This is a genomic window from Marmoricola sp. RAF53 (assembly GCF_052114005.1).
Classification (GTDB): domain Bacteria; phylum Actinomycetota; class Actinomycetes; order Propionibacteriales; family Nocardioidaceae; genus Marmoricola.
In genome coordinates, this window is record NZ_JBFRDX010000011.1 from 69,380 (window position 1) to 94,493 (window position 25,114).

Genomic DNA, 25,114 nt, shown 5'->3' on the forward strand with positions numbered 1-25,114 from the left:
GAACGACCCGTTCCCCCGGCCCGGCGCGGGCACTAGCGTGGAATCGACGGAAGGAACCGCCCATGAACGCGCAGATCGCCCAGCTGATCGCCGGACTCACCGAGGACGAGCCGGTCCGCGAGCTCGGCGCCCAGGACTGCTGGGAGCTGTTGCGGGACCACGAGCTCGGCCGGGTGGCCTTCCACCTGGGTCCGGAGGTCCACCTCGTCCCCGTGAACTACGCGGTCGACGGCAACGTGCTGCTGTTCCGGACCACCGCCGGCAGCAAGCTCGTCGGGGTGCTGATGAACCCGGACGTGGTCTTCGAGATCGACGACCACGACGGGTCCGGCGCGGTCAGCGTGATCGTCCGCGGCCAGGCCCGGCGGCTGGAGGAGGACCAGGCCCACCGGGCCGACGCTGTCGGGCTGCGCCCGTGGGTGCCGACCCGCAAGGACGAGGTCGTCGAGATCCGGCCCACCGAGGTCACCGGCCGGGCGTTCTGGCTCGAGCGCTCGGACGCCTGAGGCCGCTCAGGCGACCGCGTCGGCCAGCTCGCGCTGCTTCTCGTCCGCCTTGCGCCGGCGCATCTGCTTGTCGCGCGCCTCGATCGCCCGGCGTACCTTCGGCCCACCGGTCGTCATCTTCCAGAGCTTGGTCAGCTGCTCCGGCGCGTTCTTCACGGTGGTGTCGTCGAGCCAGCCGTTCGGCAGCGAGAGGCGCACGATCTTGTGCCAGGCCGAGTAGACCTGCTTCGGCAGCGGCGCGGTCACGTAGGTGAGGCCGTACCGGTCGAAGATCTCCTGCACCTGGGGCGCGATCTCGGCGTACCGGTTGGACGGCAGGTCGGGGTAGAGGTGGTGCTCGATCTGGAAGCTCAGGTTGCCGGTCATCAGGTGCATCGCGGCGCTGCCGGAGATGTTGGCCGAGCCGAGCATCTGACGCAGGTACCAGTCGCCGCGGGTCTCGCCCTCGATCGAGGACTTCTCGAAGGTCTCGACGCCCTCGGGGAAGTGGCCGCACATGATCACCGAGTGCGTCCACAGGTTGCGGACCAGGTTGGCGGTGAAGTTCGCGGTCAGCGTCGGCAGGAACGACCCGGTCGGGATCGAGAGGGCCGGGTGGACCAGGTAGTCCTTGGTCGCCTGCTTGCGGATCTTGCGCAGCGTCTGCCGGGCGCGGTCCTTGAAGTCCTGGGTCCGCTTCTCCTTCGGGATCGCCAGGTTCTTGCCGAGCTCCAGGTCGTAGGCGGCGATGCCGTACTCGAAGAAGCAGGCGTTGATGAAGTTCCACAGCGGCTGGGCCAGGTAGAACGGCATCCAGCGCTGGTCCTCGTCGACGCGCATGATCCCGTAACCGAGGTCGTTGTCCTTGCCGACGACGTTCGTGTACGTGTGGTGCAGCTCGTTGTGCGAGTGCTTCCACTGCTCCGACGGGCTGGCGTTGTCCCACTCCCAGGTCGTCGAGTGGATCTTCGGGTCACGCATCCAGTCCCACTGGCCGTGCATGATGTTGTGCCCGATCTCCATGTTCTCCAAGATCTTGGCGACGCTCAGGCCCGCGGTGCCGAGCAGCCAGGCCGGCGGGAGCACCGAGAAGAGCAGCACCGCACGGCTGCCGGCCTCCAGGCCGCGCTGCACCTTGATGACCTTGCGGATGTACGCCGCGTCGCTGGCGCCCCGGGAGTCCAGGACCTCCTGGCGGATCGCGTCGAGCTCGATGCCGAGCATCGCGATGTCGTCCTCCGACAGGTGCGCGGTCGGGTTGACGTCCTTCTTCTGCAGCACGGTCATGGGGTGTCTCCGTTCTCGGTGGTTGAGGAGGTCGCGCAGCGACCGTCTCGAAACCTTCAGCGGTCGAGGTGGCAGGCGCCGGCGGCGGCGCTGATGCAGGTCTGGATCGGGACTCCGCCGGCGGCGGAGCTGATCGGGTCGACGGTGGTGATGGCGCCGTTGCGCAGGTCCCGGACCGCGCCCTCCTTCAGGGGCAGCACGCAGCCGAAGCAGACGCCCATCCGGCAGCCGCTCGGCATCAGCACGCCGGCGGCCTCGGCGACGTCGAGGAGCGGGGTGGCGCCGTCGGCCTCGACGGTGGTGCCGTCGGCGAAGGTGAGCGTGCCGCCCTCGCCCGCCTCCACGAACCCGGCTCGGAACTGCTCGGTGAACAGGCTGAGGCCGGCGCGCTGGTGGTGGGCCTCGAGCGCGTCGAGGAGACCGCTCGGCCCGCACGCGTACGTCGTCCGCTCGGCCAGGTCCGGCACCAGGGCGGCGAGCCCGTGCTCGGGGTGGTCGACGTCGAGGACGCCGTGCTCGTCGTCGTACCGGGCGAGGAGGCGGATCGCGCCGGCCTCGGCGAGCGCGGCGAGGTCGGCGGCGAAGATCGAGTCCGGCGCGGACGGCGCGACGTGGACCACGACGATGTCGAGGTCGCGGCTGCGCTCGGGTCGGACGACGCCGGAGTCGGTGACCGGGAAGAGGTTGCGGAGCATCCCGACGACCGGCGTGACCCCGGAGCCTGCGGTGACGAAGAGGAGCTTCGCGGCGCCGCCGCGGGCCACGGTCTCGTCGAGGACGAAGTCACCCGCCGCCTGCTCCAGGTGGACCAGGGTCCCGGGGGCGCAGTCGTGGACGAGGTGGCGGCTCACCTTGCCGTCGGGGACGGCCTTCACGGTGATCGAGATGCGGCCGTCGCGGCGCGGGCCGTGGGTCAGCGAGTAGGCGCGCCACTCGCGCACGCCGTCGACGTCGATGCCGATCCGGACGTACTGGCCGGGCACGTGGCCGGCCCAGTCGGCGCCGGGCTTGAGGACGATCGTCGCGGCGTCCCGGGTCTCGGGCTCGACCGAGACGACGCGGGCGCGCAAGGCGGTGCCGGGGCGCAGCGGGGCGACCAGGTCGAGGTAGTCGGCCGGCAGCAGCGGCGTGGTCGCGGCCTCGGCGAGCCGGACCAGCCGGTCGCGCAGCCGGCGTCCCTGGTCGCCCTGGGCGAGCGCGGCCGTGATCCCCGGGGGGGCGACGGTGTCGGTCATGGCTCAAGCCTGCCGGGGACCGTGGGTTAAAGTCATGACCAGGACACGTGAATCGACGGCCCTGTTTTGTTCGATACGAACAAAGAAGGTGTGATGACCAGCCCCCGCTCCGAGATGGCGCTCCGGCTCCCCGCGGACGTCACCGCGCTCATGCGCATCGACATCGCCCGGGTCGCCGAGCAGGTCATCGCCGCGGTGATCGGCGAGGTGCCCAGCTACCGCGACCCGTTCCGGGGCCGGATGGGCCGCAACATCGAGATCGCGGTGCGGACCGCGCTCGACGGATTCCTCGACCTCGCCGCCCGCAGCGAGGGCATCGACGCCGGCGAGCAGATCGAGGCCGTCCTGGACGCCGCGTACGCGCTCGGCCGCGGCGAGGCGCGCAGCGGCAGGACGATGGACGCCCTCGCCCAGGCCTACCGCGTCGGCGCCCGGGTGGCCTGGCGCGAGATGAGCACCTCCGCGGTCGCCGCGGGGCTCTCGGCCACCGACCTCGCCCGGCTGGCCGAGCTCGTCTTCGCCTACATCGACGAGCTCTCCGACGCCAGCGTCAGCGGCCACGCCGACGAGCTCACCACCTCCGGCCGGCTGCGCCAGCGGCGCCTCGACCGGCTCGCCGCCCGGCTCCTCGAAGGCGCCCCGGAGTCCGAGCTGACCCCGGCCGCCGAGCGCGCCGACTGGGACCCGCCCGCCGCGCTCACCGCGGTCGTGCTCCCCGAGTCGAAGGTGCGCGGCGTCCGGGCCCAGCTGGACGGCCGGACCCTGCACGTCGCGGAGGACGCCGCGCTCGGCGCCGACTCCGGGCTCGCCCTGCTGCTCGTCGCCTCCGCCGCCGACCGCGGTCGCGCCGCGTTGCTGCGGGTGCTGGCCGACGCGGACGCGCTGGTCGGCCCGGCCCGGCCGTGGACCCGGGTGCGGGCGTCGTACGTGCGGGTGCTGCAGGCACACCGCCTCGGCCTGGCCGGCGACACCGACGCCCACCTGGCCGAGCTCGTCGTCGGCGCGGACCCCGACACCCTCGCCGACCTGCGGTCGCGGGTGCTCGCCCCGCTCGACGCGGTCGGCGCCGCCGCCCGCACCAAGCTCACCGACACGCTCCGCGCCTGGCTGCTGCACCAGGGCCGTCGCGACGACATCGCCGCGGCGCTCTTCGTGCACCCGCAGACGGTGCGCTACCGGATGGGCCAGCTCCGCGACCTGTACGGCGACCGCCTCACCGACCCGGACTTCGTGCGGGACGCGACCATCGCGCTCGGCTGAGGCCTGGGCGGGTCCGGCTGCTCAGGAGACCGTCGCGCAGATCGCGTAGGCCACCAGGTCGTGCGACGCCGCCGAGTCGTTCACGGCGCTCACCGACCACGCGTTGGCATTGGCGCTGTTCACGAACAGCGGCGTCCCGTTGCCGTCGACGGCATCCGGCATGCTGCTGGTGAGCGCGGTGTTCGCCAGCGATCCGCCGGCGAGGTACCCGCCGCCGGAGATCACCCGCCGCCCATCCGGGCAGATCGCCCGCGAGACGCCGGAGTCAGCGGCCGGGATCGTGGTGACGCCGGACGCCTGCACCAGGGTGTAGTTGCTCATCCCGGGCGCGCCCGGTGAGCCCGGGGTTCCAGGAGTTCCGGGAGTCCCCGGGATGCCCTGGATACCCGGCACGCCCTGGATCCCCTGGATGCCCTGGGTGCCCTGCAGTCCGGTCGGGCCGCGCAGCGCGGCCCGGGTCCCGGCGGCGAAGTCCCGCGCCTGGAGGCTGGCGTCCTTGACGTCGATGCTCGTCACGGTGCCGTTCTTGATCTGGGCGCCGGTGATCAGGGTGGCGGCGCCGGCGGAGGTCGCCGCCACGACCACGACGAGGGCGGTGAGGCCGAGGGTCAGGGACAGCGTCGTACGGGAGGGAGTTCGCATGCGCCAGACCGTAGGGGCGTTCCGGTACCCGGGCCGATAGGGATTCGACGTAAACGTGCTGGGTTCCGGTGCCATCATCGAAGCCATGGCGTACGACGAGGACCTCGCCCACCGCATCCGTGCGATCGTCGCCGACGAGCCCGGACTGAGCGAGAAGCGGATGTTCGGCGGGTTGGCGTTCCTGGTCGGCGGGAACATGGCCGTCGCCGCCAGCGGGCAGGGCGGGCTGCTGGTGCGGATCGACCCGGCGGACGCCGACGAGCTCGTCGACGACCTCGCGGTCACCCGGATGGAGATGCGCGGCAAGGAGATGGACGGCTGGCTGCGGGTCACGACCGAGGCGGTCGCGACCGACACCGCGCTCACGGCGTACGTCGACCGCGGTGTCCGGTACGCCGCGTCGCTGCCGCCGAAGTAGCCGGGGCGCTACTTCCGCTTGAACCGGTAGGTCGCCGGGGTGGCGTCGACGTTGCCCGCCGCGTCCTTCGCGCGCACCGAGAACACGTGGGTGCCCTTCTTCACCGCGAACGTCCGCGGGGTCGCGCAGGCTCGCCAGGCGCCGCGGTCGAGCTTGCACACGTACGTCGACCCCGCCTCGGACGAGGCGAACCGGAACGTCACCCGGCGGGTGCTCACCGTCTTCGCCGGCTTCTTCACCCACCGCGTGCCCGGCGCGACGGTGTCGACCCGGAAGGTGCGCGTCGCCGGCGTGGCGTCGGTGTTGGCGGCCGCGTCGGTCGCCCGGACCCGGAAGGTGTGCGTGCCGTTGGTCAGTGCCGCCGTCGTGAACGGGCTGGCGCAGGCGGCGAACGCGCCGGCGTCCAGAGCGCAGGAGAAGGTGGCGCCCGCCTCGCTGCTGAACGTGAAGGTCGGCGTGGTGTCCCTGGTCGCGGCCGGCGGGCCGCCGAGCAGCGCGGTCTGCGGGGCCACCAGGTCGGCGTACTCGTAGGCGCCGATGTCGCGGACGAGGTTGCGGACCCGCGGGTTGCCGTCGCGGTCGGTCGCCGGACCACCCGCGGCCGGGTCGCCCTTGTCGACCAGCGGGGAGTCGACGGCGAGGTGGTAGTCGCCGGCGCCGGCGAAGCCCGGGGCGACGTTCAGGTTGCCGGCCCCGGGGGTGACCCCGCCGGTGCCGTTGGCGCCGATCGTGCCGCCGGTGTTCTCGTAGTCCGAGTAGCTGACGGCGACGGCCGCGCTGCTCGAGCCGCCCTGGGATCCGTTGTTGCTGGCGTCGGCGGCGAGGGAGACCGTCTGGCCGCGGACGATCGAGTTCGCCACCGTGATCGTGCTGGTCTGCAGCGCGCCGGGCGTGGCGGCGTAGGCCCAGGCCCCCTTGGAGCTGCCGCTGCCCCCGACGATCGTCACGTGGTTGGCGGTGACCGACCGCAGGGCCGTGCTGTTGTTGAAGTTCGCGGCCTGCAGACCGACTGCGCCGGTGCTGCCGAGGTCGATGACCGAGTCGTCGATCTCGACCGAGCCGACGTCGGTCGAGACGCCGGTGCTGCCCGCCAGCAGGGTCACGCGGGAGAGCACGTCGGGGGTCCCGCTGCCGGAGTGCACGAAGGTGTTGGGAGCCTCCAGGACGCTGTCGGTGATCGTCGCGGCACCCGAGCCGTAGACCGCCCGCGAGCCCGCGCCGAGGATCTGCACGCTGAGGCCGGAGAGAGTGGCCTGCCCGGTCTGGATCGCGGTGGCGTTGGCGGCGTTCGAGCCGTCGACGTCGACGCTCTGGACCACCGCGCCGTTGTAGGCGCTGAGCGCGGTGTCGTTGTCGGCGGTCGTGGCGGTCATGGTGATCCGGAGGTTGCGGACTCCTGCCGCGTTCGCCGAGAGGTAGGTCTGCGACGGACCGGCGGGCATGGTGAGCACCGTGGACGGCCCGGAGCCCTGGAGGGTGACCTGGTGGCTGTTGCCGTTCAGCGTCCACGGCCCGTCGGAGTAGAGGCCCGGAGCCACCCGGATCGTGTCGTCGACGCTGTTGGCACCGGCGGCCGTGATCGCCGCCTGGATCGTGGCGACGGTGTCGTCGCACGAGACTCCGGCCGGTGCGCCGACGCAGATCACGTGGTCGACCGCCGACGCGGGTGCCGCGACGAGGACCGCGGCGGCAGGGGCGAGCAGGGCAGCGAGGATCAACGAGAATTTCCGCACGCAACGGAAAATAGCGAGTTCCGCTCCTGGATCGGCTTTACGAAACTCGCCGGTCCAGACAATTGGCCCGGGTCGGTCGGCCGTCAGTCGGCCGTCAGTCGGCCGTCAGTCGGCCTGGACGGCCGCGCCGCTCTCGATCAGCTCGTCGGCGTTCTTCACGCCCCAGGCGAGCAGCCCCTCGCGGGTCTGCGCTCCCGCCTTGGCGGCCGGCGGCAGGCCGAGGGTCGCCCCGGTGCGGGAGAACCGCGGCGCCGGGGCGGGCTGGACGTAGCCGTGGTGCTCGACGAACACCTCGCGGCTCTTCATGTGCGGGTGGTCGAACGCCTCCGACATCGGGATGATCGGCGCGACGCAGGCGTCGGTGCCGTCGAAGACCGCGCACCACTCGGCCTGCGTCTTCTCCTTGAACCGGGCGGTGAAGACCGCGCGCAGCTCGTCGACCTTGTCGAAGTCCCAGCGGTCCGGAGCGGTGTCGCGGACCTCCAGGAGGTCGAGCAGGATCTCGTAGAACTGCGGCTCCAGGGAGCCGACCGACATGTGCTTGCCGTCGGCGGTCTCGTAGATGTCGTAGTACGGCGCACCGCCGTCGAGCAGGTTCGCGGCCCGCTCCTCCCGGTAGGTGCCGCCGGCGAGGAAGGCCGCGGTCATCGCGTTGAGGTTCGCGGTGCCGTCCACGATGGCGGCATCCACGACCTGTCCCTTGCCGCTGACCTTCGACTCCAGCAGCGCGGCCAGGATGCCGACGACCAGGTACATCGAGCCGCCGCCGAAGTCGCCGACCAGGTTGGTCGGGAACTGCGGCTTGCCCTTGTCCTGGCCGAGGCCGAAGAGGGTGCCGGTGATGGCGATGTAGTTCATGTCGTGGCCGGCCGCGTGCGCCCAGGCACCGGTCTGGCCCCAGCCGGTCATCCGGCCGTAGACGAGCTTCGGGTTGCGGGCGAAACAGTCGTCGGGACCGATGCCCATCCGCTCGGTGACGCCCGGGCGCATGCCCTCGACGAGCACGTCGGCGCCCTCGACCAGCTGCAGCACGGTCTCGACCGCGGCCGGGTCCTTGAGGTTCAGCGCGACGCTCGGTCGACCGCGGTTGAGCAGGTCGTGATCCCCGCCGGTGAGCATCTGGCCACCGGGGCGCTCGATCCGGATCACGTCCGCGCCGAGGTCGGCCAGGATCATGCAGGCGTGCGGGCTCGGCCCGATGCCCGCGATCTCGATGACCTTGATGCCCTGGAGCGGACCGGTTCCCTGACCGAGTTCGATAGTCATGCGGCCGATGATGACAGATCTACTGTCACGGTCGCTGCTCGTCTTGCGAACGAGCCGAGCCGGCCTGCCCCTAGCATCCTCGCGTGACCGAACCGCTCCAGCCGCCCGGCCCCCCGGTGCCCTCGTCCTCCGGTACGCCGACCCCCGCGGCGTGGCAGCCGCCGGCGCCCTTCCCGCCGATGCCGCCGTCCGGCACCAACGGCTTCGCGATCGCCGCGCTCGTGCTGGGGATCATCGGCTTCGTCGCCCTCGCGATCGTCTTCGGCGTCCTCGGCCTGCTCCAGACCAAGCGCCGCGGCCAGCGCGGCGCCGGCCTCGCCATTGCCGGACTGGTGCTGGCGGGGTTGTGGGCACCGGTCGTGCTGTTCGTAGGCGGGACCTTCACCGCCGGGGCCGTCGAGGGGTTCCGCGAGGGTTTCTCCGAGGCCGCCGACGAGCTCGCCGCCGACGACGGCCCGGAACGCAACGAGGTCGGCTCGATCACCGGCGGGGGGCAGATCTGGCTCGAGGACCTCACCGTCGGCGACTGCGTCGCGACCTACCCCGACGAGGACGTCACGACCCTGCCGGCGGTCCCCTGCGCCGACCCGCACGAGGACGAGGTCTATCTCGTGCAGGACCTCGACTACGGGGACGACGCCGCGTTCCCGGGCGACGACGCGCGAGAAGGAAGCGGACAAGCTCTGCACCGACGAGCTCGCGTCGCTCTCCTCCTCCGACGGCCGGGACTACGAGGACGACGGCTACGTGGTGACCTGGGTCCAGCCGTCGGAGGAGACCTGGACCGAGGACGGCGACCGCGCGGTGATCTGCTTCGCCGAGACCGACGACCGGCGGACCGGCGCGATGCGGTCCTGAGCCCTCAGAGCACGCGGCGCAGGAACTGCCGGGTCCGCTCCTCGCGGGGGTCGCCGAGCACCTGCTCCGGCGGGCCCTGCTCCAGGATCCGGCCCTCGTGCAGGAAGCAGACCCGGGAGGCGACCTCGCGGGCGAAGCCCATCTCGTGGGTGGCCAGGATCATCGTCATCCCGGCCTCCGCCTCGGCGCGGACGATCTCCAGGACCTCGCCGACCAGCTCGGGGTCGAGGGCCGCGGTGATCTCGTCGAGCAGCAGCACGTCCGGCTGGGTGCAGAGCGCGCGCACCAGGGCAGCCCGCTGCTGCTGGCCACCGGAGAGCTGGTCGGGGTGCGCGGTCGCCTTGTCGGCCAGGCCGAACCGGGCGAGCAACGCCTGCGCCCGCTCCTCCGCCTCGGCCTTCGGCACACCGCCGACCCGGACCGGGGCCAGGGTGCAGTTGGCGAGCACCGACAGGTGCGGGAAGAGGTTGTAGGCCTGGAAGACCATGCCGACCCGGCGGCGGACGGCGCGGACGTCGACCCGCGGGTCGGAGATCTCCTCGCCGTCGAGCACGATGGTGCCGTCCTGGATCTCCTCCAGCAGGTTCAGGCAGCGGAGCAGCGTGGACTTGCCGGAGCCGGACGAGCCGATCAGGCAGATCACGTCGTGCCGGTCGACGTCGAGGTCGATCCCGTCGAGGACCACCTTGTCGCCGTACGCCTTCCGCAGTCCGCGGACCTCCAGCAGGCTCATCGGCCACGCTCCCGGATCAGGGCCCGGTGACCGAGGTAGTCGGTGAACCGGGCGAGCGGGATGGTGATGGCGAGGAAGAACAGACCGGTGACCAGCAGCGGGGTGTAGTTGAAGTTGAAGTTGCCGTAGTCGTTGGCGGCGAGCAGGGCTTCGAAGACACCCACCGACGCGACCAACGAGGTGTCCTTCTGCAGCGAGACGAAGTCGTTGAGCAGCGGCGGTGCGACCCGCCGGATCGCCTGCGGAAGGACGACGTGCCGGGTGGTCTGCGCGCGGCTCAGGCCGAGCGCCTCGGCGCTGGCGACCTGGCTGGGGTGGATCGAGTCGATGCCCGCCCGGATCACCTCGGCGACGTAGGCGCCGTAGCAGAGGACCAGGGCGAAGGTGCCGAGCACGACCAGGTTCGTTGGGACCCCGGTGAGCCCGAGCGCCGGTATCCCGATACAGGCGATGAAGACCACCAGCAGCGTCGGCAGGCCGCGGAAGACGTCGGTGTAGAGGACGGCGAGGATCCGGGCCGGTGTGAGCCACGGGCTGACCGAGTTACGGGTCAGCGCAACCAGGATCCCGACTGCCAGGATGATCGGCTCGGCGACCAGGAACATCTTCACGTTGATCCAGAAGCCCTTCGCGATTGCCGGGAACGCCGCCTTCGCGTCGTCCCAGCTCAGGAAGGTTTCCTGGACCCGGTGCCAGCCCGGGGAGGTGGTCACGATCAGGACCAGAGCGGTCATCGCGACCACGGTGATGCCGACGGCGATCAGCACCCCGCGCCGGTGCAGCGCGCGGCGGACGGCACGACGCTCGGCCTCCCGCGGACTGGGTTCCCAGCTCACTGCAGCACGGGGACCGAGACCGTCTCGGAGAGCCACTGCTTCTCCAGGTCGGCCAGCGTCCCGTCGTCCTTCATCTTGCCGAGGGCCTCGTTCACGCACGGGGTGAGCGCGCTGCCCTTCTGCAGCAGCAGGCCGAACTCCTCCTGGGTACCGGTCGTCGGCTGGAACTGGCCGAGGATCGAGGAGCCCTCGATCTCGGCGGCGGTGATGTAGAACGCGGTCGGCAGGTCGGCGACGATCGCGTCGACCTGGCCGTTCAGGAGCGCCTGCTTGGCGACGTTGGTGTTGGTGAAGACGACCGGGTCCTGGGTCGGCTTGATCTGCTCCCGGATCGCGGTGAGGCTCGTGGTGCCGGTCTGGGCGCCGAGCTTCAGGTCCTTGAGGTCGTCCAGCGAGCCCGCCTCGACGTTGTCCTTGTCGAGCACGATCACGGCCTGGGCGGCGGAGTAGTAGCCGTCGGAGAAGTCGACGACCTTCGCCCGCTCCGGGGTGATCGAGATCTGGTTGATGTCGAAGTCGAACTTCTTCGGGCCCGGCGCGTAGGAGTTGTTGAACGGCACCTTGGTCCAGACGACGTTCGACTTGTCGAAGCCGAGCTTGTCGGCGACGGCGTACGCGACGGCCGACTCGAAGCCCTTGCCGTTGGACGGGTCGTTGTCGACGAACCACGGCTCGTACGCCGGCGAGTCGGTCGCCACGGTGAGCTTGCCCTTCGTCAGCAGCGGCAGCTTGGCGACGTCGCAGGCGGTGTCGGTGGTGTCGCCCTTGGTCGTGGCGGTCTTGTCGTCCTTCGGCGAGCAGCCGGTGGCGACGACGAGCGCGAGGGGCAGGGCGAGGAGAGCGGTGGTACGCAAGGGCAGACGCATGGGGTGGATCGTAAACGGTGGGTGCCTCCGGGAGCGAATGTCGACCAGTTCGCTGGACATCGCCGTGATCGAGGCCACTATGCAACTAGTTGCATAGTAGCGGGTTCCGGGGCATGGTTTCTTCCGTGGCCCTCGAACACGCCCTCCTGGTCTCGCTCAGCGAGCGCCCCGCCGCCGGTCTGGAGCTGGCGCGGCGCTTCGAGCGCTCGATCGGGTTCTTCTGGAGCGCCACCCACCAGCAGATCTACAAGGTCCTGCGCCGGATGGAGACCGACGGCTGGGTGACCGCCGAGACGCAGGCCCAGACCGGCGCTCCCGACAAGCGCGTCTACACCGTCACCGACGCCGGCCGGACCGCCCTCGCCGACTGGATCGCGACCACCACGCCCCGCGCCGGGTTCCGCAGCGAGATCGCGGTGAAGATGCGCGCCGCGTCGTACGGCGACCGCGACGCCCTGCACGCCAACCTCCGCGAGCTGCTCCAGGACCACCGCACCCGGCTCGCGCACTACGAGGGCCTCGCGGCCCGCGACTACCCCGACCCCGCCGCGCTCACCGACCAGGACCTCGACACCTACCTGGTCCTGCGCGGCGGCATCCTCCAGGAGACCTTCTGGATCGCCTGGATCACCGAGTACCTCCAAGCCCACGAGAGGCACACCCCATGACGACCTACGACACCAACCCTTTCGAGAAGCTGCTCTCCCCGCTCACCATCGGCGATCTCACCCTGCGCAACCGCGCGGTGATGGGCTCGATGCACACCGGGCTCGAGGACTTCGTCTGGGACCTGCCCAAGCTCGCGGCGTACTACGCCGAGCGTGCGGCCGGCGGCGTGGGCCTGATCGTCACCGGCGGGTACGCCCCCAACAAGCGCGGCTGGCTCAAGCCGTTCGCCAGCGAGATGACCAACCGGCTGCAGGCGCAGCGGCACGTCGAGGTAACCGACGCGGTCCACCAGGCCGGCGGCGCGATCGCGCTGCAGATCCTGCACGCCGGCCGCTACGGCTACACGCCGTTCTCCGTGTCGGCCTCGGCGAAGAAGGCGCCGATCAACCCGTTCAAGCCGAGCGCGCTGTCGACCAAGGGCGTCGACCAGACCGTCTCCGACTTCGCCCGGGCCGCCGGCCTGGCCAAGAAGGCCGGGTACGACGCCGTCGAGATCATGGGTTCCGAGGGCTACCTGATCAACCAGTTCCTCGCCGAGCGCACCAACGAGCGCACCGACGCCTGGGGCGGGACCGCAGCCCGCCGGATGCGGTTCCCTGTCGAGATCGTCCGCCGCACCCGGGAGGCCGTCGGCGACGGCTTCCCGATCATCTACCGGATCTCGCTGCTCGACCTGGTCGAGGGCGGCCAGACCTGGGACGAGGTCCTCGAGCTCGCGTTCCTGATCGAGGACGCCGGCGCGACCGTCCTCAACACCGGCATCGGTTGGCACGAGGCCCGGGTGCCGACGATCATCACCCAGGTGCCGCGCGGCGCCTGGACCTGGGCCACCGAGCGGCTGAAGAAGGAGGTCGCGATCCCGGTCTGCGCGTCGAACCGGATCAACACCCCCGAGCTCGCCGAGGAGGTGCTCGCCGCCGGCCAGGCCGACCTGGTCTCGATGGCCCGCCCGCTGCTCGCCGACCCCGAGTTCATGAACAAGGTGGCCGCCGCGCGCGCCGACGAGATCAACACCTGCATCGCCTGCAACCAGGCCTGCCTGGACCACGTCTTCGCGAACAAGAAGGCCTCCTGCCTGGTCAACCCGCGTGCCTGCCACGAGACCGAGATCGTGCTGACCCCGGTGGTCCGCCCGCGCGAGGTCGCCGTCGTCGGCGCCGGACCGGCCGGCCTGTCCGCGGCCGTCTCCCTCGCCGAGACCGGCAACAAGGTGACCCTCTTCGAGAAGAACCCGCACCTGGGCGGCCAGTTCCGGCTCGCGATGCAGGTCCCCGGCAAGGAGGACTTCGCCGAGACGCTGCGTTACTTCACCCGTCGGCTGGAGGTGCTCGGCGTCGACGTCCGGCTCGGCACGACCGCGTCCGCCGAGACGCTCGCCGGGTACGACGAGGTGGTCGTCGCCACCGGCGTCGCGCCCCGGGTGCCGGCCATCCCCGGCATCGAGCACCCGAAGGCGGTCCTCTACTCGCAGGTGCTCGACGGGTCCGTGGTGCCGGGCGACCGGGTCGCCGTCATCGGCGCCGGCGGCATCGGGGTGGACGTGTCGGTCTTCCTGACGCACACCGAGGAGAACCTCGACGAGTGGCTCGCCCACTGGGGCGTCGGCGACCCGGACCTGCCTGCTTCCTCGGGCAACCGCGGCGGACTGACCGACCCGGTCGACCGCAAGCCGGCCCGCGAGGTGACGCTGATCCAGCGGAAGCAGTCGATGATCGGCAAGGACCTCGGCAAGACCTCCGGCTGGGCGCACCGGGCCGTGCTCAAGCAGTCCGGCGTCAAGCAGATCAGCGGGGCGACGTACGACCGGATCGACGACCGCGGCCTGCACGTCACCGTGGACGGCGTGCCGCAGGTGCTCGAGGTCGACCACGTGGTGATCTGCGCCGGCCAGGAGTCCGTCCGCGACCTGTACGACGACCTGCTCGCCGCCGGCCGCACGGCCTCGATCATCGGCGGCGCCGACGTGGCCGCCGAGCTCGACGCCAAGCGGGCGATCGAGCAGGGCGTCCGGCTGGCCGCTCGCTAGACGAGGCCGCGGATGCGGGTCACCAGCACCGAGCCGAGGATGCTCACCGCGGCGAGGACGTAGAGCTCGGAGTAGCCGAGCCCGGCGCCGAGCACGGCGGCGGCGACGACCGGGGCCAGGACCTGCGGCAGCGCGTTCGCGATGTTGATGACCCCGAGGTCCTTGGCGCGGTCGAAGGCGGCCGGCAGGACCTGGGTGATCATCGCGAAGTCGACCGCGGTGTAGGCGCCGAAGCCGATCCCGAGCACGACCGCGCCGACGATCGCGCCCGCCCAGGTCGGCACGAACGCGAGCACGAGCAGCGCGACCGCCGCGATCAGGCCGGACCAGATCACGAACGGCTTGCGGCGCCCGAGCCGGTCGGACCAGATCCCGCCGACGACCGCGGTGACGACGGTGACCAGGCCGTACAGCCCGGTGAGCAGGAAGACCGCGTCCTCGCCCTCCTGGTCGGTCAGCCCGACCGCGTCCTTGAGGTAGTAGAGCAGGTAGAGGATCACCAGCGCGTTGCCCAAGTTCATCAGGAACCGGGTCAGCCAGGCCCAGGCGAAGTCCGGGTGCTCGCGCGGCGAGACCCAGAGCGAGCCCAGCAGCCGGCGGGCGCTGAACGGCGACCGCGACTCCGCCGGCAGCACCGGGTCGCGCGCGTCGAAGCAGTACGGCAGCGAGGTCACCACCAGGACGACCGCCAGCGTCAGGTAGCCGGCCGCGATGCTCCCGGTCGCCGCCGCGATCCCCGAACCGGCCACGACGCCGAGGGTCTGGGCGATCGCGAGCACCCCGCCGACGCCGCCGCGCTGGCCCACCGGGACCTGGTCCGGCACCGTCGCGGTGATCGCGGCCAGCATCGCGTTCAGCGCCGCCTGGGCGAGCGCCCACGCCAGGACCAGCTCCCAGACCGCGTCGGCCGCGGCCAGCAGCACCATCGCGACGACCCCGCCGACGAGGCCGGCCAGGACCCAGGGGAGCCGGCGCCCGAGCCGCGAGACGGTGCGGTCCGAGAAGGCGCCCCACACCGGGTTGAGCACCGTCGACACCGCGGCGCCGACCCCGGTCACCAGGGAGAGCACGGCCTCCTTGTGGTGCGGCGAGAACGCCTCCGCCTGCTGGGCGAGCAGCACCTGGATCGGCCCGAAGAAGCCGGACCAGATCCCGATGCTGATCAGGCTGATCCACAGCACCCAGACCTTCGCGGCCGGGCGGGTGGGTTCCTCGAGCGCCGAGACCCGGGCGGGTGCCACCGGGTTCACCGGCAGGCGCGGATCGTCTCGGCGTACCAGTCGAAGGAGCGCTTCGGCGTCCTCACCAGCGTGTCGTAGTCGACGTGCACCAGGCCGAACCGCTGGGTGTAGCCCTCGGCCCACTCGAAGTTGTCCATCAGCGACCAGCAGTAGTAGGCCCGGACGTCGACGCCCTGCTCGATCGCGTCGGCGACCGCGCGCAGGTGCGCGTCCAGGTAGTCGATCCGGGCCTGGTCGTCGACGACGCCGTGCTCGTCCGGGCCGGTGTTGTAGGAGCAGCCGCTCTCGGTGATCCGCACCGGCGGCATCCCCGGGTACGTCGCCCGCAGGTGCAGCAGCAGCTCGGTGAGGCCCTCGGGAACGACCGGCCAGCCGAAGTCGGTGGTCGGGTAGCCGGTGACCTCGCCGTACACGAAGGGCACCTCGGCGCCCTCCGGCGCGGCGGCCACGCCCATCGGGTTGTAGTAGTTGACGCCGTAGAAGTCGAGCGGCGCCGAGATGACCGCGAGGTCCTCGGCGACCGGGCCCGGCATCGCCTCCCCCAAGCTGCTGCCGTCCATGGCCGGGTAGCGGCCGAGCAGGACCGGGTCCGCGAACATGCCGTTCCAGAGGGCGTCGAAGAGGTCGGCGGCCGCCCGGTCGGCGTCGGTGTCGTTCGCCGGCCGGATCGGGGCGTGGTTGTTGGCCGTGCCGATCGAGGTCGCCCCCGCGGCCCGCAGCGCCTGGACGGCGAGCCCGTGGCCGAGCAGCGCGTGGTGCGCTGCCGGGAGGGCGTCGAAGAGCAGCGCCTTGCCGGGGGCGTGCATGCCCATCGCGTAGCCGAGCAGGCTGACCACGTTCGGCTCGTTCACCGGCACCCAGTGCGCCACCCGGTCACCGATCCGCTCGGCCACGACCGCGGCGTACTCGGCGAACCGGAGGGCGGTCTCCCGGTTCAGCCAGCCACCCGCCCCACCGTCGGACGCGGTTTCGAGGGCCTGCGGCAGGTCCCAGTGGTAGAGCGTCGCCATCGGCGCGATCCCGTTCGCGACGAGCTCGTCGACGAGCCGGTCGTAGAAGTCCAGTCCCGCCGGGTTCACCGGACCGGACCCCGTCGGGAACACCCGCGGCCAGGACACCGAGAACCGGTAGCCGTCCGCGCCGAGCCGCTTCATCAGCGCGACGTCCTCGCCGACCCGGTGGTAGTGGTCGCAGGCGACCGCGCCGCTGCTGCCGTCGATGATCCGACCGGGCTCGGCGGTGAAGGTGTCCCAGATGCTGGGGCCCTTGCCGTCCTCGGTCGCCGCCCCCTCGATCTGGTACGCCGCCGTGCTGGTCCCGAACTCGAAGCCTGCGGGCAGGTTGATACGGCCCGTGGTGCGTCCCTCTCCCATGCGCGGATCCTGTCCGAGCGCGGACCGGGTGTCTAGGGGGGCCTAGGGGTGTTCGGTGTCGTGCTCGTGGTCGCGGTGCGACGCGGGCTCGACCTGGAAGGTGGCGTGGTCGATACCGAAGTGCGTGGCCGCGCAGCCGGTCAGGTCGTCGAGCACCCGGCCGACCCCGCGCTCGGCCAGGCAGGCGTCGGTGACGGTGACGTGCGCCGAGAGCGCCGGCATCCCGCTGGTGATCGTCCAGGCGTGCAGGTCGTGCACGTCGACCACGCCGTCGACGCCGCAGAGATGGGCGCGGACGCCGTCGAGGTCGAGGTCCGGCGGCGCGGACTCGAGCAGCACGCCACCGGCCTCGCGGAGCAGGGACGCCGCCCGGGGCAGCACCAGGGCCGCGATCAGCAGCGAGGCGATCGAGTCGGCCCGGTCGAACCCGGTCGCCAGCACGATCAGGCCGGCCACGATCGCGGCGACCGAGCCGAGGGTGTCGCTGAGCACCTCCAGGTAGGCGCCGCGCATGTTCAACGAGCTGTCCCGGCGGTCGACGAGCAGGACCAGCGAGACCAGGTTCGCGACCAGGCCGACCGCGGCGAAGGCGAGCATCTGGCCGGCGTCGACCTCGGTCGGGTCGAAGAGACGGGTGGTGCCGGCGTACAGGAGGTAGGCGCAGACGCCGAGGAGCACGACCGCGTTGACGACGGCGGCCAGGATCTCGACGCGGTGGTAGCCGAAGGTGCGCCTCGGGTTGGCCGGACGGGTCGCGATCAGCGACGCGGAGAGCGCGATCAGCAGCCCGGCCGCGTCGGTGAGCATGTGGCCGGCGTCGGCCAGCAGCGCCAGCGAACCGCTCAGCCAGGCACCGACGGCCTCGACGACGACCACCGTCGCGGTGACGAGCAGGACCAGGACCAGCCGGCGCCGGTCCTGGGCGCGGCCGTGCGCGTGACTGTGCCCAGCCCCGTGGTCGTGTCCCATGGCGGCCAGCGTATTCAGTGCCCGGATCCCGCGGTCGCGTCCGGGGGCGCGCGGCAGCCGGTCGAGGGATTAACGTGCGGTCGTGGACCCCGTGACCGTCCCCCACCCGGCGACGCCGGAATTCGGGCTGCCGTTCAGCGCCCTGGTGGTCCCCGTGCGCGAGGCGGAGTCGCTGGTCCGGCAGCGCGCCCTGCAGGTCCACCCCGACCTGGTCGCGGTGGACCGCAGCACGGTCGCGCACGTGACGCTGCTGGCGCCGTTCTACCCGCCGGACCGGATCGACGACGCCGTGGTCCACCACCTCGCCCGGTTCTGCGCCGAGGTGGTTCCGTTCGCCTTCGAGCTGACCGAGGTCTGCGAGTTCCCCTCCGGGGCGACGTACCTGGCTCCGGAGCCGGCCGCGGCCTTCCGGCACCTGACCTCCGAGCTGCGCCGGGAGTTCCCCGAGTTCCCGCCGTACGGCGGCGCGTTCGACGACATCGTCCCGCACCTGACCGTGCCGCTGCCCGACGGCGAGGACACCGAGGCGCTGCGCACCGCGCTGCACCGCACCCTGCCGCTACGCGCGCACGCCGTGGAGGCCACCCTGGTGCACGTGGAGGCCGGGAACACGCACGTGATCGCGACGCTGCCGTTCGGGGTCACGGCGGCATGACCGTCGAGCTCCGCCGCGGGACGGACCGATTCCGCACCCGGGCCGAGGGCCGGGACACGTTGCACTCGTTCTCGTTCGGATCGTTCTACGACCCGGCGAACCTCGGCTTCGCGGCGATGGTCGCGCACAACGACGAGAACCTGCCCCCGGGCACCGGGTACGACGACCACCGGCACGCCGACGTCGAGATCGTCACCTGGGTGCTCGACGGCGCGCTCCGGCACACCGACTCGACCGGCCGCACGACGGTCCTGGAGCCGGGCGAGGTGCTGCGCACCAGTGCCGGGTCGGGGATCGTGCACGCCGAGGTGAGTGCGTCGGCGGGTCCGACCCGGTTCCTGCAGACGTGGCTGCGCCCGGACGAGCCGGGCGTGGTGCCGTCGTTCGCGTCGACCGCCGTGGGGACGGGCCCCGACCTGGTCGAGGTCGTCGGCCCGGCGGGTGCGGTGGACATCGGCGCCGGGGGCGCCCGCCTCTTCGTCGGGTCCCCCGGGCCCGGGACGCTGGTGCTGCCGGAGGCGCCCCGGTTGCACGTCTTCGTCGTGTCCGGCGACGTCGCGGTGGGCGAGCGCGCGCTCTGCCCGGGCGACGCGGCCCGGCTCACCGACGAGGGCGGCCGAGCACTGACCGTCGGCTCCGAGGCCGTCGTGGCGGTCTGGGCCTTCGGCTGACGGGTCGTCCGCTGGTCAGGGGATGAGCACGCCCGGGTTGAGCACCCCGGTCGGGTCCAGCCGCTCCTTGACCGCGCGCAGGATCTCCACGCCCACCGGGCCGATCTCCTCGGCCAGCCACGGCTTGTGGTCCTGGCCGACCGCGTGGTGGTGGGTGATCGAGGCGCCGTTGTGGACCATCGCGTCCGAGGCCGCGGCCTTGGCTGCGAGCCACTGCGGCAGCGGCTCGTCGGCGGCCTTGGTGGCGACGGTGAAGTAGAGCGAGGCGCCGGTCTCGTAGACGTGCGAGATGTGGCAGAGCACCAGGGTCGCTTCGCCGAGCGCGCCGACCAGGGCGTCCTTCACGGACGTGTAGACGTGGTCGAGGTTGGACCAGAAGGTGACGGTCTCCATCGTCTCGACGAGCACGCCGACGTCGAGCAGCGAGTCGCGCAGGTAGGGCCCGTGGAACCGGCCGTCGGCCCAGGCCTGGCCGCTGTCCGGTCCGAGGTTCTGTCCACCGAGCCCGGCGAGCAGCGCGGTGACGGCCGCGCGCTTCGCCTCGACCGCCGCCGGCGTTCCCTCGTAGCCGGTGACCATCAGGCAGCCCCCTGAGGTGGACTCGGCACTCTCGCTGCCGACCTCGCTGGGCTTGGCCAGGTTGATCGCGGTCTCGTTCTCGTCGGAGAGCCGCAGCACGGTCGGCAGCATCCCGGCCTGGGCGAGCGTGCGCATCGCGGCCGCTCCCTCGGTGAAGGACGCCCAGCGCCACGCCTCGTAGCTGCGCACCTCGGGCAGCGGGCGGACCCGGACCCTGACGGCGGTGACGACACCGAACGCGCCCTCGGAACCCATCACCAGCTCGCGCAGGTCGGGCCCGGCGGCGTTCGACGGCGAGCTGCCGAGCTCGAGGGTGCCCTGCGGGGTGGCGACCGTGAGGCCGACGACGAGGGCGTCGAAGCGGCCGTAGCCGGCGGACGACTGGCCCGAGGAGCGGGTGACCGCGAAGCCGCCGATCGAGGCGTACTGGAAGGACTGCGGGAAGTGTCCGAGGGTGAGCCCTTCGGCAGCGAGGAGCGCCTCGGCCTGCGGGCCGCGCAGCCCGGGCTCGAGGACCGCGGTCATCGAGGTCCGGTCGACCTCGACGAGCTTGTCGAAGCGGAGCAGGTCGAGGCTGATCACGCCCGCGAACCCGTCGCGGCGGGCGGCGAGACCCCCGACGACCGAGGTGCCGCCGCCGAAGGGGACGACGGCCACGTGCCGCCGCACGGCCCACGCGATGAGCGCCTCGACCTCGTCGTGGTCGCCGGGCCGGACGACCGCGTCCGGGGAGTCGCTGCCGTCGCCGGCGCGGAGCTTGAGCAGGTCCGGCGTCGACTTGCCGCGGGTGCGGTGCAGCCGGGTCTCGTGGTCGGTGAGGACGTGCTCGGCGCCGACGATCGCGGCGAGCTCGGCGACCAGGGCGGCGTCCAGCGGCTCGCTGAGGCGGACGTCGGCCGGGTCGACCGCCGGTGTGTCGGTGGTGCCGATGAAGGTGTCGACGAGCGCGAAGGCGCTCTCGGCGAGCGGACCGGCGTGGGCCGGGTCGCCCCAGCGGGACCAGTGCATCTCGGGCGAGGTCGGGTCGGAGATAGGGCTGGGGTGAGCGCTCATGTGTTACAGTGTTACACGTGAAGTCACTTCGTAACAACCCCGAGGTTGCGCGGTCCAGCGAAGACCTCGCCCTCGACGCGGCCCGGGAGGCGATCCTCGCCGTCGGCTGGTCCCGTACGACGCTGACCGACATCGCCCGCCGCGCCGGACTCAGCCGGATGACGCTCTACCGCCGCTGGCCCGAGATGAGCGCCCTCCTCGGCGACCTGATGACTCGCGAGTGGGACGGCCTGGTCACCCTCCCGGCCGGCACCGACGCCCGCGCCGCCCTGGTCGACGGCGTGGTCGCCACCGTCGGCGCGCTCCGCGACAACGAACTCTTCGCACGCATCGTCGAGCTCGACCCGCAGATGCTGCTCCCCTACCTGCTGGAGCGGACCGGCCGCTCGCAGGACCACGTCCTCGACCTCCTCGTCGCCGGCGTCACCGCCGGCCAGCAGGACGGTTCGGTCCGCGCCGGCGACCCCGGCACGATGGCGAGGGCGGTCGTGCTCACCGCGCACGGCTTCACGCTGTCGGCCCAGACCATGACCAGCGGGCGGACCAGCACCGCCGACCTCGACCGCGAGCTCGCGGCCCTCCTGGAGAGCTACCTGCGCCCATGAGCCACACCGCCAGCACTCCGCTCGCCGGCTCCGAGTCCCGGATCACCGCCGGCACCGCCGGCCTCCCCGAGCGCACCGACGTCCTCGTCGTCGGCCTCGGCGTCACCGGCGCCGGCGTCGCGCTCGACGCCGCCAGCCGCGGTCTCGACGTGGTCGCGGTCGACATGTTCGACGTCGCCTGGGGCACCTCGCGGTGGAGCTCGAAGCTCGTCCACGGGGGCCTGCGCTACCTGGCCAAGGGCCAGCTCGGCGTCGCCCGGGAGAGCGCCGTCGAGCGCGGCATCCTGATGGAGCGGACCGCGCCGCACCTGGTGCACCCGCTGCCGATGCTGATCCCGCTCACCCCGGAGGTCAGCGGCCCGCAGGCCTGGCTCGCCCGTCGCGGCGTCGGCGCCGGCGACCTGCTCCGGCTGCTCGCCCGCACCAGCCGCGAGACGCTGCCCAAGCCGCGCCGGATCTCCGCCACCGAGACGCGCACGCTCGCCGCGGTCACCCGGCACGACGTCCGCGGCGGCATCCTCTCCTGGGACGGCCAGCTCGAGGACGACGCCCGGCTGGTGCTCGGCCTGGCGCGCACCGCGGCGTCGTACGGGGCGCGGGTGCACACCCGGACCCGGGTGCTCGAGCTCACCGGCACCGGCGCCCTGGTCCGCGACGAGCTGACCGGCGAGGAGCGCCGGATCGAGGCCCGCACCGTGATCAGCGCCGCCGGGGTCTGGGCCGGCACCCTGGTCCCCGGAATCACCCTCAAGCCCAGCCGCGGCACCCACCTGGTGGTCCGCAAGAGCGCGCTGCCCGGCGTCCGCTGCGCGATCATGGCGCCGGTCCCGGGGTCGTCGAACCGGTTCGTGTTCGCGCTCCCCCAGCCCGACGACACCTTCTACGTCGGCCTGACCGACGACGAGGTCGACGGCGAGATCCCGGACGTCCCCGAAGTACCGGACGCCGACATCGACTTCCTCCTCGACGTGCTCGGCCGTGCGCTCGAGACCCCGCTGACCCGCGACCACGTCGTCGGCGCGTACGCCGGCCTGCGCCCCCTGCTCGACAGCGACGGGTCGACGGCGGACCTGTCCCGCAAGCACGCGGTCCTCGTCTCGGAGACCGGCGTGGTCACGGTCGTCGGCGGCAAGCTGACCACCTACCGGCAGATGGCGCAGGAGGCGGTCGACCGGGCCCTGGCGCACGCCGGGATGAGCGCCGGCCCGTGCCGGACGACGAACCTGCCGATCCTCGGTGCCGCCGACCGCGCCGCCCTGGCGACGCTGGACGCTCCGGCCCGCCTGGTTCGCCGCTTCGGCACCGAGGCCGCGCTGGTGCTCGCGAACGCGCTCGAGCACGGCCTGACCGCGGAGGAGGCGCTCGCCCCGGTCTCGGCGACGATCCCGGTGACGCTGGCCGAGCTGGTCTTCGGCGTCACCCACGAGGGCGCCTGCGACGTGGGCGACCTGCTGGACCGGCGTACCCGGGTCGGGCTCATCCCCGAGGACCGTGAGGTCGCCGTCCCGCTCGCCGAGCGCGCGCTCTCCCTCGTCTCCCGTTGAATCCGGCCTCGTGGTCGTTCGACACGGGCTGATTCAACGGGTGCCCGGGACCACCAGACCGCTGTCGTAGGCGTACACGATCGCGGCGGGCCGGTCGCGCAGGTCGAGCTTGGTGAAGATCCGGCCGATGTGGCTCTTCACGGTGAGCTCGGAGATGAACAGGTCGGCGGCGATCTCGGCGTTCGAGCGGCCGGCGGCCATCGCGCAGAGCACCTCGAGCTCGCGCCCGGTGAGCACCTCGTGGTCGGCGACGGTCCCGGTCCCCGGAGCCGGCGCCCGGCGGTAGCTGGACAGCACCCGCCCGGTGACGGCGGGGTCGAGCCACGAGTCGCCCGCGGCCACCGTCCGGACCGCCCGGATCAGGTCGTCGGCCGAGGAGTCCTTGAGCAGGAACCCGGCCGCGCCCGCGCGCAGCGCCCCGGAGAGCATCTCGTCGTCGTCGAAGGTGGTCAGCACCAGCACCGGCGGCGCGTCCGGGCGGTCGGCGAGCGCGCGGGTCGCGCTGATCCCGTCGACGCCGCGCATCCGCAGGTCCATCACCACGACGTCGACGTCAGGGTGCGCGTCGAGGGCCGCCGGGAGCTCACCGCCGTCGCCGCACTCGGCGACGATCTCGAACCCGTCGCGGCGACGCAGGATCCGGCGCAACCCCGAGCGCACCAGCTCCTGGTCGTCGACCAGCACCACCCGGGTCTCGGCAGCCGGCCCCGTCCCGGCGCTCACCAGGCCATCCGCCGGACCAGGCGCGGGCACCAGAGCATGCCGTCGCGCTCGCGGAGCGGGACCCGGAGGTCGACGAGCCAGTCCGCGCCGTCCGGGCCGGCGTCGAGCTCGGCGCCGAGCTGGTCGGCCCGCGCGCGCATCCCCGCGAGCCCCGAGCCGGCACCCGTGCCCCTGCTCGCTCCCGGGCGTTCGGACCGCGGGTTCCGCACCACCAGGCGCGCCCGCGTCGAGGTCACCGTCAGCGCGACCTCGGCCGCGGCCGACGGTGCGTGCTTGGCGATGTTGGCCAGCGACTCCTGGGCGATCCGGTAGACACCGAGCCCGGTCGCCTGCGCCAGCCGCGCGGGATCGCCGACCTCGTCGTACCGGACCGAGAGCCCGGCGCGCTCCATCTGGGCGACCAGCTCGCCGATGTCGGCAGCGCCGGGCAGCGCGTGCGTGTCGGCCGGCCCGTCGGCGAGCGAGCTCACCGTCCGCCGGATGTCGGCCATCGCCTGCCGGCCGACCCGCTCGGCGTCCGCGAGCGCCTCGTCGACCTCGGCGACCGCCGTCCGGACGTCGTCGGCCCTCTCCCCGTCGCTGTCGCCCGCGATGTCGCCCAGGGCGTGCCGGGCGCCCGTGATCTGCAGCAGCGTCACGCTGAGCGAGTGCGCGACCAGGTCGTGGATCTCCCGGGCGATCCGCTCGCGCTCGGCAAGGGTCGCCCGGGCCCGCTCGCCCTCCCGCGCGCTGCGCTCGGCGATCAGCGCCCGCATCTGCCAGAGCAGCATGTAGCCGACGACGAAGCCGAGGACCACGTCCACCAGGTGCACCGGCACGCCGTTCAGGCCGTACTGCTCGGCCGCGAAGACGATGAGGGCCGCGCTCGCGCCCGCGGTGACGAGCCCGTTGCGGACGCCGTCGCGGGCCACGACCTCCGCCGTGAGCAGGGCGAGCAGCGCCGGCGCTGGGTCGAACGCGCCCGCCCCCGGCACCGGGTTCGCGAGCAGGATCGCGGCGGCGGCGAAGACCCCCAGCGTCTCGATCACGTGCGAGAAGTGCCGCCCGACGATCACCTGGATGATCCCGGGCACCGTCACCAGGCCGACGGTGAGCAGCAGCATCCCCGGCGGCCAGAGCAGGTCGCGCCGTTCCAGCGACACGACGGCGCAGGCGGTCAGGCCGACGCCGCTGATCACCGGGATCCACCACGGGTACACCAGCCCGTGGTCGGCGATGTTCTCCTCGATCCGGGCGCGCAGGAGCTGCGGCGCGGCCAGGAGGCGGCCGGCCACCGAGGAGCTCCGCGGGGCGTACATGGTGACCAGGGTAGGGAGGATCCGGCCCTCCCGGCATCCGTCCGCGGAAGCGCACCGGCTCCTACCAGGGTCGCAGCCGCGATGGGTAC

At 72.4% G+C, this 25,114-nt stretch carries 24 protein-coding genes and 1 pseudogene; 10 read left to right on the top strand and 15 right to left on the bottom strand.

All coding sequences use genetic code 11. From position 1 onward, the window contains the following. Positions 1-62 precede the first annotated feature (62 nt). Positions 63-506 carry a pyridoxamine 5'-phosphate oxidase family protein gene (locus tag AB4Y76_RS11850; protein ID WP_441925438.1) on the top strand — a complete coding sequence of 148 codons (444 nt, stop codon included), beginning with the start codon at positions 63-65 and terminating at the stop codon, positions 504-506. 6 nt (positions 507-512) lie between these two features. Here AB4Y76_RS11850 and AB4Y76_RS11855 read toward each other — a convergent pair whose 3' ends face one another. Beyond that, positions 513-1,772: a fatty acid desaturase family protein gene (locus tag AB4Y76_RS11855; protein ID WP_441925440.1), complete on the bottom strand. Its 1,260-nt coding sequence runs from the start codon at positions 1,770-1,772 to the stop codon at positions 513-515. A gap of 56 nt (positions 1,773-1,828) precedes the next feature. Continuing rightward, positions 1,829-3,007, bottom strand: a complete 1,179-nt coding sequence (locus AB4Y76_RS11860) for a ferredoxin reductase (RefSeq protein WP_441925442.1) — start codon at positions 3,005-3,007, stop codon at positions 1,829-1,831. Positions 3,008-3,100: 93 nt separating this feature from the next. On the opposite strand from AB4Y76_RS11860, the gene AB4Y76_RS11865 reads away from it, so the two are divergent. After that, positions 3,101-4,267, top strand: a complete 1,167-nt coding sequence (locus AB4Y76_RS11865; protein ID WP_441925444.1) for a helix-turn-helix domain-containing protein — start codon at positions 3,101-3,103, stop codon at positions 4,265-4,267. A gap of 21 nt (positions 4,268-4,288) precedes the next feature. Here AB4Y76_RS11865 and AB4Y76_RS11870 read toward each other — a convergent pair whose 3' ends face one another. Beyond that, positions 4,289-4,909, bottom strand: a complete 621-nt coding sequence (locus tag AB4Y76_RS11870; protein WP_441925446.1) for a hypothetical protein — start codon at positions 4,907-4,909, stop codon at positions 4,289-4,291. 85 nt (positions 4,910-4,994) lie between these two features. Here AB4Y76_RS11870 and AB4Y76_RS11875 point away from each other — a divergent pair, with 85 nt between their 5' ends. Beyond that, positions 4,995-5,327 carry a TfoX/Sxy family protein gene (locus tag AB4Y76_RS11875; protein WP_441925448.1) on the top strand — a complete coding sequence of 111 codons (333 nt, stop codon included), beginning with the start codon at positions 4,995-4,997 and terminating at the stop codon, positions 5,325-5,327. Positions 5,328-5,335: 8 nt separating this feature from the next. Here AB4Y76_RS11875 and AB4Y76_RS11880 read toward each other — a convergent pair whose 3' ends face one another. The 3 genes from AB4Y76_RS11880 to AB4Y76_RS11890 form a co-directional block, all read right to left on the bottom strand. After that, positions 5,336-7,060, bottom strand: coding sequence for an Ig-like domain-containing protein (locus tag AB4Y76_RS11880; RefSeq protein ID WP_441925450.1), 1,725 nt, complete (start codon positions 7,058-7,060; stop codon positions 5,336-5,338). Positions 7,061-7,165: 105 nt separating this feature from the next. Further along, positions 7,166-8,326 carry a CaiB/BaiF CoA transferase family protein gene (locus tag AB4Y76_RS11885; protein ID WP_441925452.1) on the bottom strand — a complete coding sequence of 387 codons (1,161 nt, stop codon included), beginning with the start codon at positions 8,324-8,326 and terminating at the stop codon, positions 7,166-7,168. 70 nt (positions 8,327-8,396) lie between these two features. Next, positions 8,397-8,561, bottom strand: coding sequence for a hypothetical protein (locus AB4Y76_RS11890; protein WP_441925454.1), 165 nt, complete (start codon positions 8,559-8,561; stop codon positions 8,397-8,399). Between AB4Y76_RS11890 and AB4Y76_RS11895 the strand changes: the two are divergent. Further along, positions 8,548-8,616 (top strand): annotated as a pseudogene (locus tag AB4Y76_RS11895) (hypothetical protein); the annotation flags it as partial. The gene AB4Y76_RS11890 and the pseudogene AB4Y76_RS11895 overlap by 14 nt on opposite strands. A gap of 572 nt (positions 8,617-9,188) precedes the next feature. On the opposite strand, the gene AB4Y76_RS11900 reads toward AB4Y76_RS11895, so the two are convergent. Genes AB4Y76_RS11900 through AB4Y76_RS11910 form a run of 3 tightly spaced genes read right to left on the bottom strand, consistent with a single transcriptional unit; the run spans position 9,189 to position 11,619 of the window. Beyond that, the gene (locus tag AB4Y76_RS11900; protein WP_441925456.1) at positions 9,189-9,917 is read right to left on the bottom strand and encodes an amino acid ABC transporter ATP-binding protein; all 729 of its coding nucleotides are present in this window, start codon (positions 9,915-9,917) and stop codon (positions 9,189-9,191) included. Next, positions 9,914-10,753 (bottom strand): amino acid ABC transporter permease, encoded by an 840-nt coding sequence (locus AB4Y76_RS11905; protein ID WP_441925458.1) that lies wholly within the window; start codon positions 10,751-10,753, stop codon positions 9,914-9,916. The genes AB4Y76_RS11900 and AB4Y76_RS11905 overlap by 4 nt, the downstream gene beginning before the upstream one ends. Next, entirely contained in the window at positions 10,750-11,619 is an 870-nt protein-coding gene (locus AB4Y76_RS11910) for an ABC transporter substrate-binding protein (protein ID WP_441925460.1), read from the bottom strand. Before AB4Y76_RS11910 ends, AB4Y76_RS11905 begins: the two co-directional genes overlap by 4 nt. 125 nt (positions 11,620-11,744) lie before the next feature. On the opposite strand from AB4Y76_RS11910, the gene AB4Y76_RS11915 reads away from it, so the two are divergent. Continuing rightward, positions 11,745-12,287 (top strand): PadR family transcriptional regulator, encoded by a 543-nt coding sequence (locus AB4Y76_RS11915; protein ID WP_441925462.1) that lies wholly within the window; start codon positions 11,745-11,747, stop codon positions 12,285-12,287. Beyond that, positions 12,284-14,314 (top strand): FAD-dependent oxidoreductase, encoded by a 2,031-nt coding sequence (locus tag AB4Y76_RS11920; RefSeq protein ID WP_441925464.1) that lies wholly within the window; start codon positions 12,284-12,286, stop codon positions 14,312-14,314. Before AB4Y76_RS11915 ends, AB4Y76_RS11920 begins: the two co-directional genes overlap by 4 nt. Here AB4Y76_RS11920 and AB4Y76_RS11925 read toward each other — a convergent pair. The 3 genes from AB4Y76_RS11925 to AB4Y76_RS11935 are packed head-to-tail and all read right to left on the bottom strand — an operon-like array spanning position 14,311 to position 17,897. Continuing rightward, positions 14,311-15,564 (bottom strand): MFS transporter, encoded by a 1,254-nt coding sequence (locus tag AB4Y76_RS11925; RefSeq protein ID WP_441925466.1) that lies wholly within the window; start codon positions 15,562-15,564, stop codon positions 14,311-14,313. The genes AB4Y76_RS11920 and AB4Y76_RS11925 overlap by 4 nt on opposite strands. Then, positions 15,561-16,928: a GH1 family beta-glucosidase gene (locus AB4Y76_RS11930; RefSeq protein ID WP_441925468.1), complete on the bottom strand. Its 1,368-nt coding sequence runs from the start codon at positions 16,926-16,928 to the stop codon at positions 15,561-15,563. The genes AB4Y76_RS11925 and AB4Y76_RS11930 overlap by 4 nt, the downstream gene beginning before the upstream one ends. Before the next feature lie 42 nt (positions 16,929-16,970). Next, a complete protein-coding gene (locus AB4Y76_RS11935) occupies positions 16,971-17,897 on the bottom strand; it encodes a cation diffusion facilitator family transporter (protein ID WP_441925470.1) in 927 nt (308 codons plus the stop codon). Positions 17,898-17,979: 82 nt separating this feature from the next. Between AB4Y76_RS11935 and AB4Y76_RS11940 the strand changes: the two genes are divergently transcribed. Together AB4Y76_RS11940 and AB4Y76_RS11945 are read left to right on the top strand one after the other, a co-directional pair. Beyond that, entirely contained in the window at positions 17,980-18,552 is a 573-nt protein-coding gene (locus tag AB4Y76_RS11940; RefSeq protein ID WP_441925472.1) for a 2'-5' RNA ligase family protein, read from the top strand. Further along, positions 18,549-19,223, top strand: coding sequence for a pirin family protein (locus AB4Y76_RS11945; RefSeq protein WP_441925474.1), 675 nt, complete (start codon positions 18,549-18,551; stop codon positions 19,221-19,223). Before AB4Y76_RS11940 ends, AB4Y76_RS11945 begins: the two co-directional genes overlap by 4 nt. Before the next feature lie 15 nt (positions 19,224-19,238). Here the strand turns inward: AB4Y76_RS11945 and AB4Y76_RS11950 are convergent, their stop codons facing one another. Next, complete coding sequence (locus AB4Y76_RS11950; RefSeq protein WP_441925476.1) at positions 19,239-20,855, bottom strand: FAD-binding oxidoreductase; 1,617 nt, start codon at positions 20,853-20,855, stop codon at positions 19,239-19,241. Positions 20,856-20,872: 17 nt separating this feature from the next. Between AB4Y76_RS11950 and AB4Y76_RS11955 the strand changes: the two genes are divergently transcribed. Further along, positions 20,873-21,460, top strand: coding sequence for a TetR/AcrR family transcriptional regulator (locus AB4Y76_RS11955; RefSeq protein WP_441925478.1), 588 nt, complete (start codon positions 20,873-20,875; stop codon positions 21,458-21,460). Further along, positions 21,457-23,004, top strand: coding sequence for an FAD-dependent oxidoreductase (locus AB4Y76_RS11960; RefSeq protein ID WP_441925480.1), 1,548 nt, complete (start codon positions 21,457-21,459; stop codon positions 23,002-23,004). Before AB4Y76_RS11955 ends, AB4Y76_RS11960 begins: the two co-directional genes overlap by 4 nt. A gap of 33 nt (positions 23,005-23,037) precedes the next feature. Here AB4Y76_RS11960 and AB4Y76_RS11965 read toward each other — a convergent pair whose 3' ends face one another. Together AB4Y76_RS11965 and AB4Y76_RS11970 are read right to left on the bottom strand one after the other, a co-directional pair. Continuing rightward, positions 23,038-23,727 (bottom strand): response regulator transcription factor, encoded by a 690-nt coding sequence (locus AB4Y76_RS11965; protein WP_441925482.1) that lies wholly within the window; start codon positions 23,725-23,727, stop codon positions 23,038-23,040. Further along, on the bottom strand, positions 23,724-25,025 hold the full coding sequence (locus AB4Y76_RS11970; RefSeq protein WP_441925484.1) for a sensor histidine kinase: 1,302 nt from the start codon (positions 25,023-25,025) through the stop codon (positions 23,724-23,726). Before AB4Y76_RS11970 ends, AB4Y76_RS11965 begins: the two co-directional genes overlap by 4 nt. Between the last annotated feature and the right edge of the window lie 89 nt (positions 25,026-25,114).

Bases quoted from the DNA above. Each gene is read 5' to 3' on its own strand.
- AB4Y76_RS11870 (WP_441925446.1), bottom strand. From the start codon at position 4,909: ATGCGAACTCCCTCCCGTACGACGCTGTCCCTGACCCTCGGCCTCACC.
- AB4Y76_RS11850 (WP_441925438.1), top strand. From the start codon at position 63: ATGAACGCGCAGATCGCCCAGCTGATCGCCGGACTCACCGAGGACGAG.
- AB4Y76_RS11855 (WP_441925440.1), bottom strand. From the start codon at position 1,772: ATGACCGTGCTGCAGAAGAAGGACGTCAACCCGACCGCGCACCTGTCG.
- AB4Y76_RS11970 (WP_441925484.1), bottom strand. From the start codon at position 25,025: ATGTACGCCCCGCGGAGCTCCTCGGTGGCCGGCCGCCTCCTGGCCGCG.
- AB4Y76_RS11890 (WP_441925454.1), bottom strand. From the start codon at position 8,561: ATGATCCCCAGCACGAGCGCGGCGATCGCGAAGCCGTTGGTGCCGGAC.
- AB4Y76_RS11945 (WP_441925474.1), top strand. From the start codon at position 18,549: ATGACCGTCGAGCTCCGCCGCGGGACGGACCGATTCCGCACCCGGGCC.
- AB4Y76_RS11860 (WP_441925442.1), bottom strand. From the start codon at position 3,007: ATGACCGACACCGTCGCCCCCCCGGGGATCACGGCCGCGCTCGCCCAG.
- AB4Y76_RS11960 (WP_441925480.1), top strand. From the start codon at position 21,457: ATGAGCCACACCGCCAGCACTCCGCTCGCCGGCTCCGAGTCCCGGATC.
- AB4Y76_RS11875 (WP_441925448.1), top strand. From the start codon at position 4,995: ATGGCGTACGACGAGGACCTCGCCCACCGCATCCGTGCGATCGTCGCC.
- AB4Y76_RS11920 (WP_441925464.1), top strand. From the start codon at position 12,284: ATGACGACCTACGACACCAACCCTTTCGAGAAGCTGCTCTCCCCGCTC.
- AB4Y76_RS11885 (WP_441925452.1), bottom strand. From the start codon at position 8,326: ATGACTATCGAACTCGGTCAGGGAACCGGTCCGCTCCAGGGCATCAAG.
- AB4Y76_RS11910 (WP_441925460.1), bottom strand. From the start codon at position 11,619: ATGCGTCTGCCCTTGCGTACCACCGCTCTCCTCGCCCTGCCCCTCGCG.
- AB4Y76_RS11865 (WP_441925444.1), top strand. From the start codon at position 3,101: ATGACCAGCCCCCGCTCCGAGATGGCGCTCCGGCTCCCCGCGGACGTC.
- AB4Y76_RS11930 (WP_441925468.1), bottom strand. From the start codon at position 16,928: ATGGGAGAGGGACGCACCACGGGCCGTATCAACCTGCCCGCAGGCTTC.
- AB4Y76_RS11950 (WP_441925476.1), bottom strand. From the start codon at position 20,855: ATGAGCGCTCACCCCAGCCCTATCTCCGACCCGACCTCGCCCGAGATG.
- AB4Y76_RS11935 (WP_441925470.1), bottom strand. From the start codon at position 17,897: ATGGGACACGACCACGGGGCTGGGCACAGTCACGCGCACGGCCGCGCC.
- AB4Y76_RS11900 (WP_441925456.1), bottom strand. From the start codon at position 9,917: ATGAGCCTGCTGGAGGTCCGCGGACTGCGGAAGGCGTACGGCGACAAG.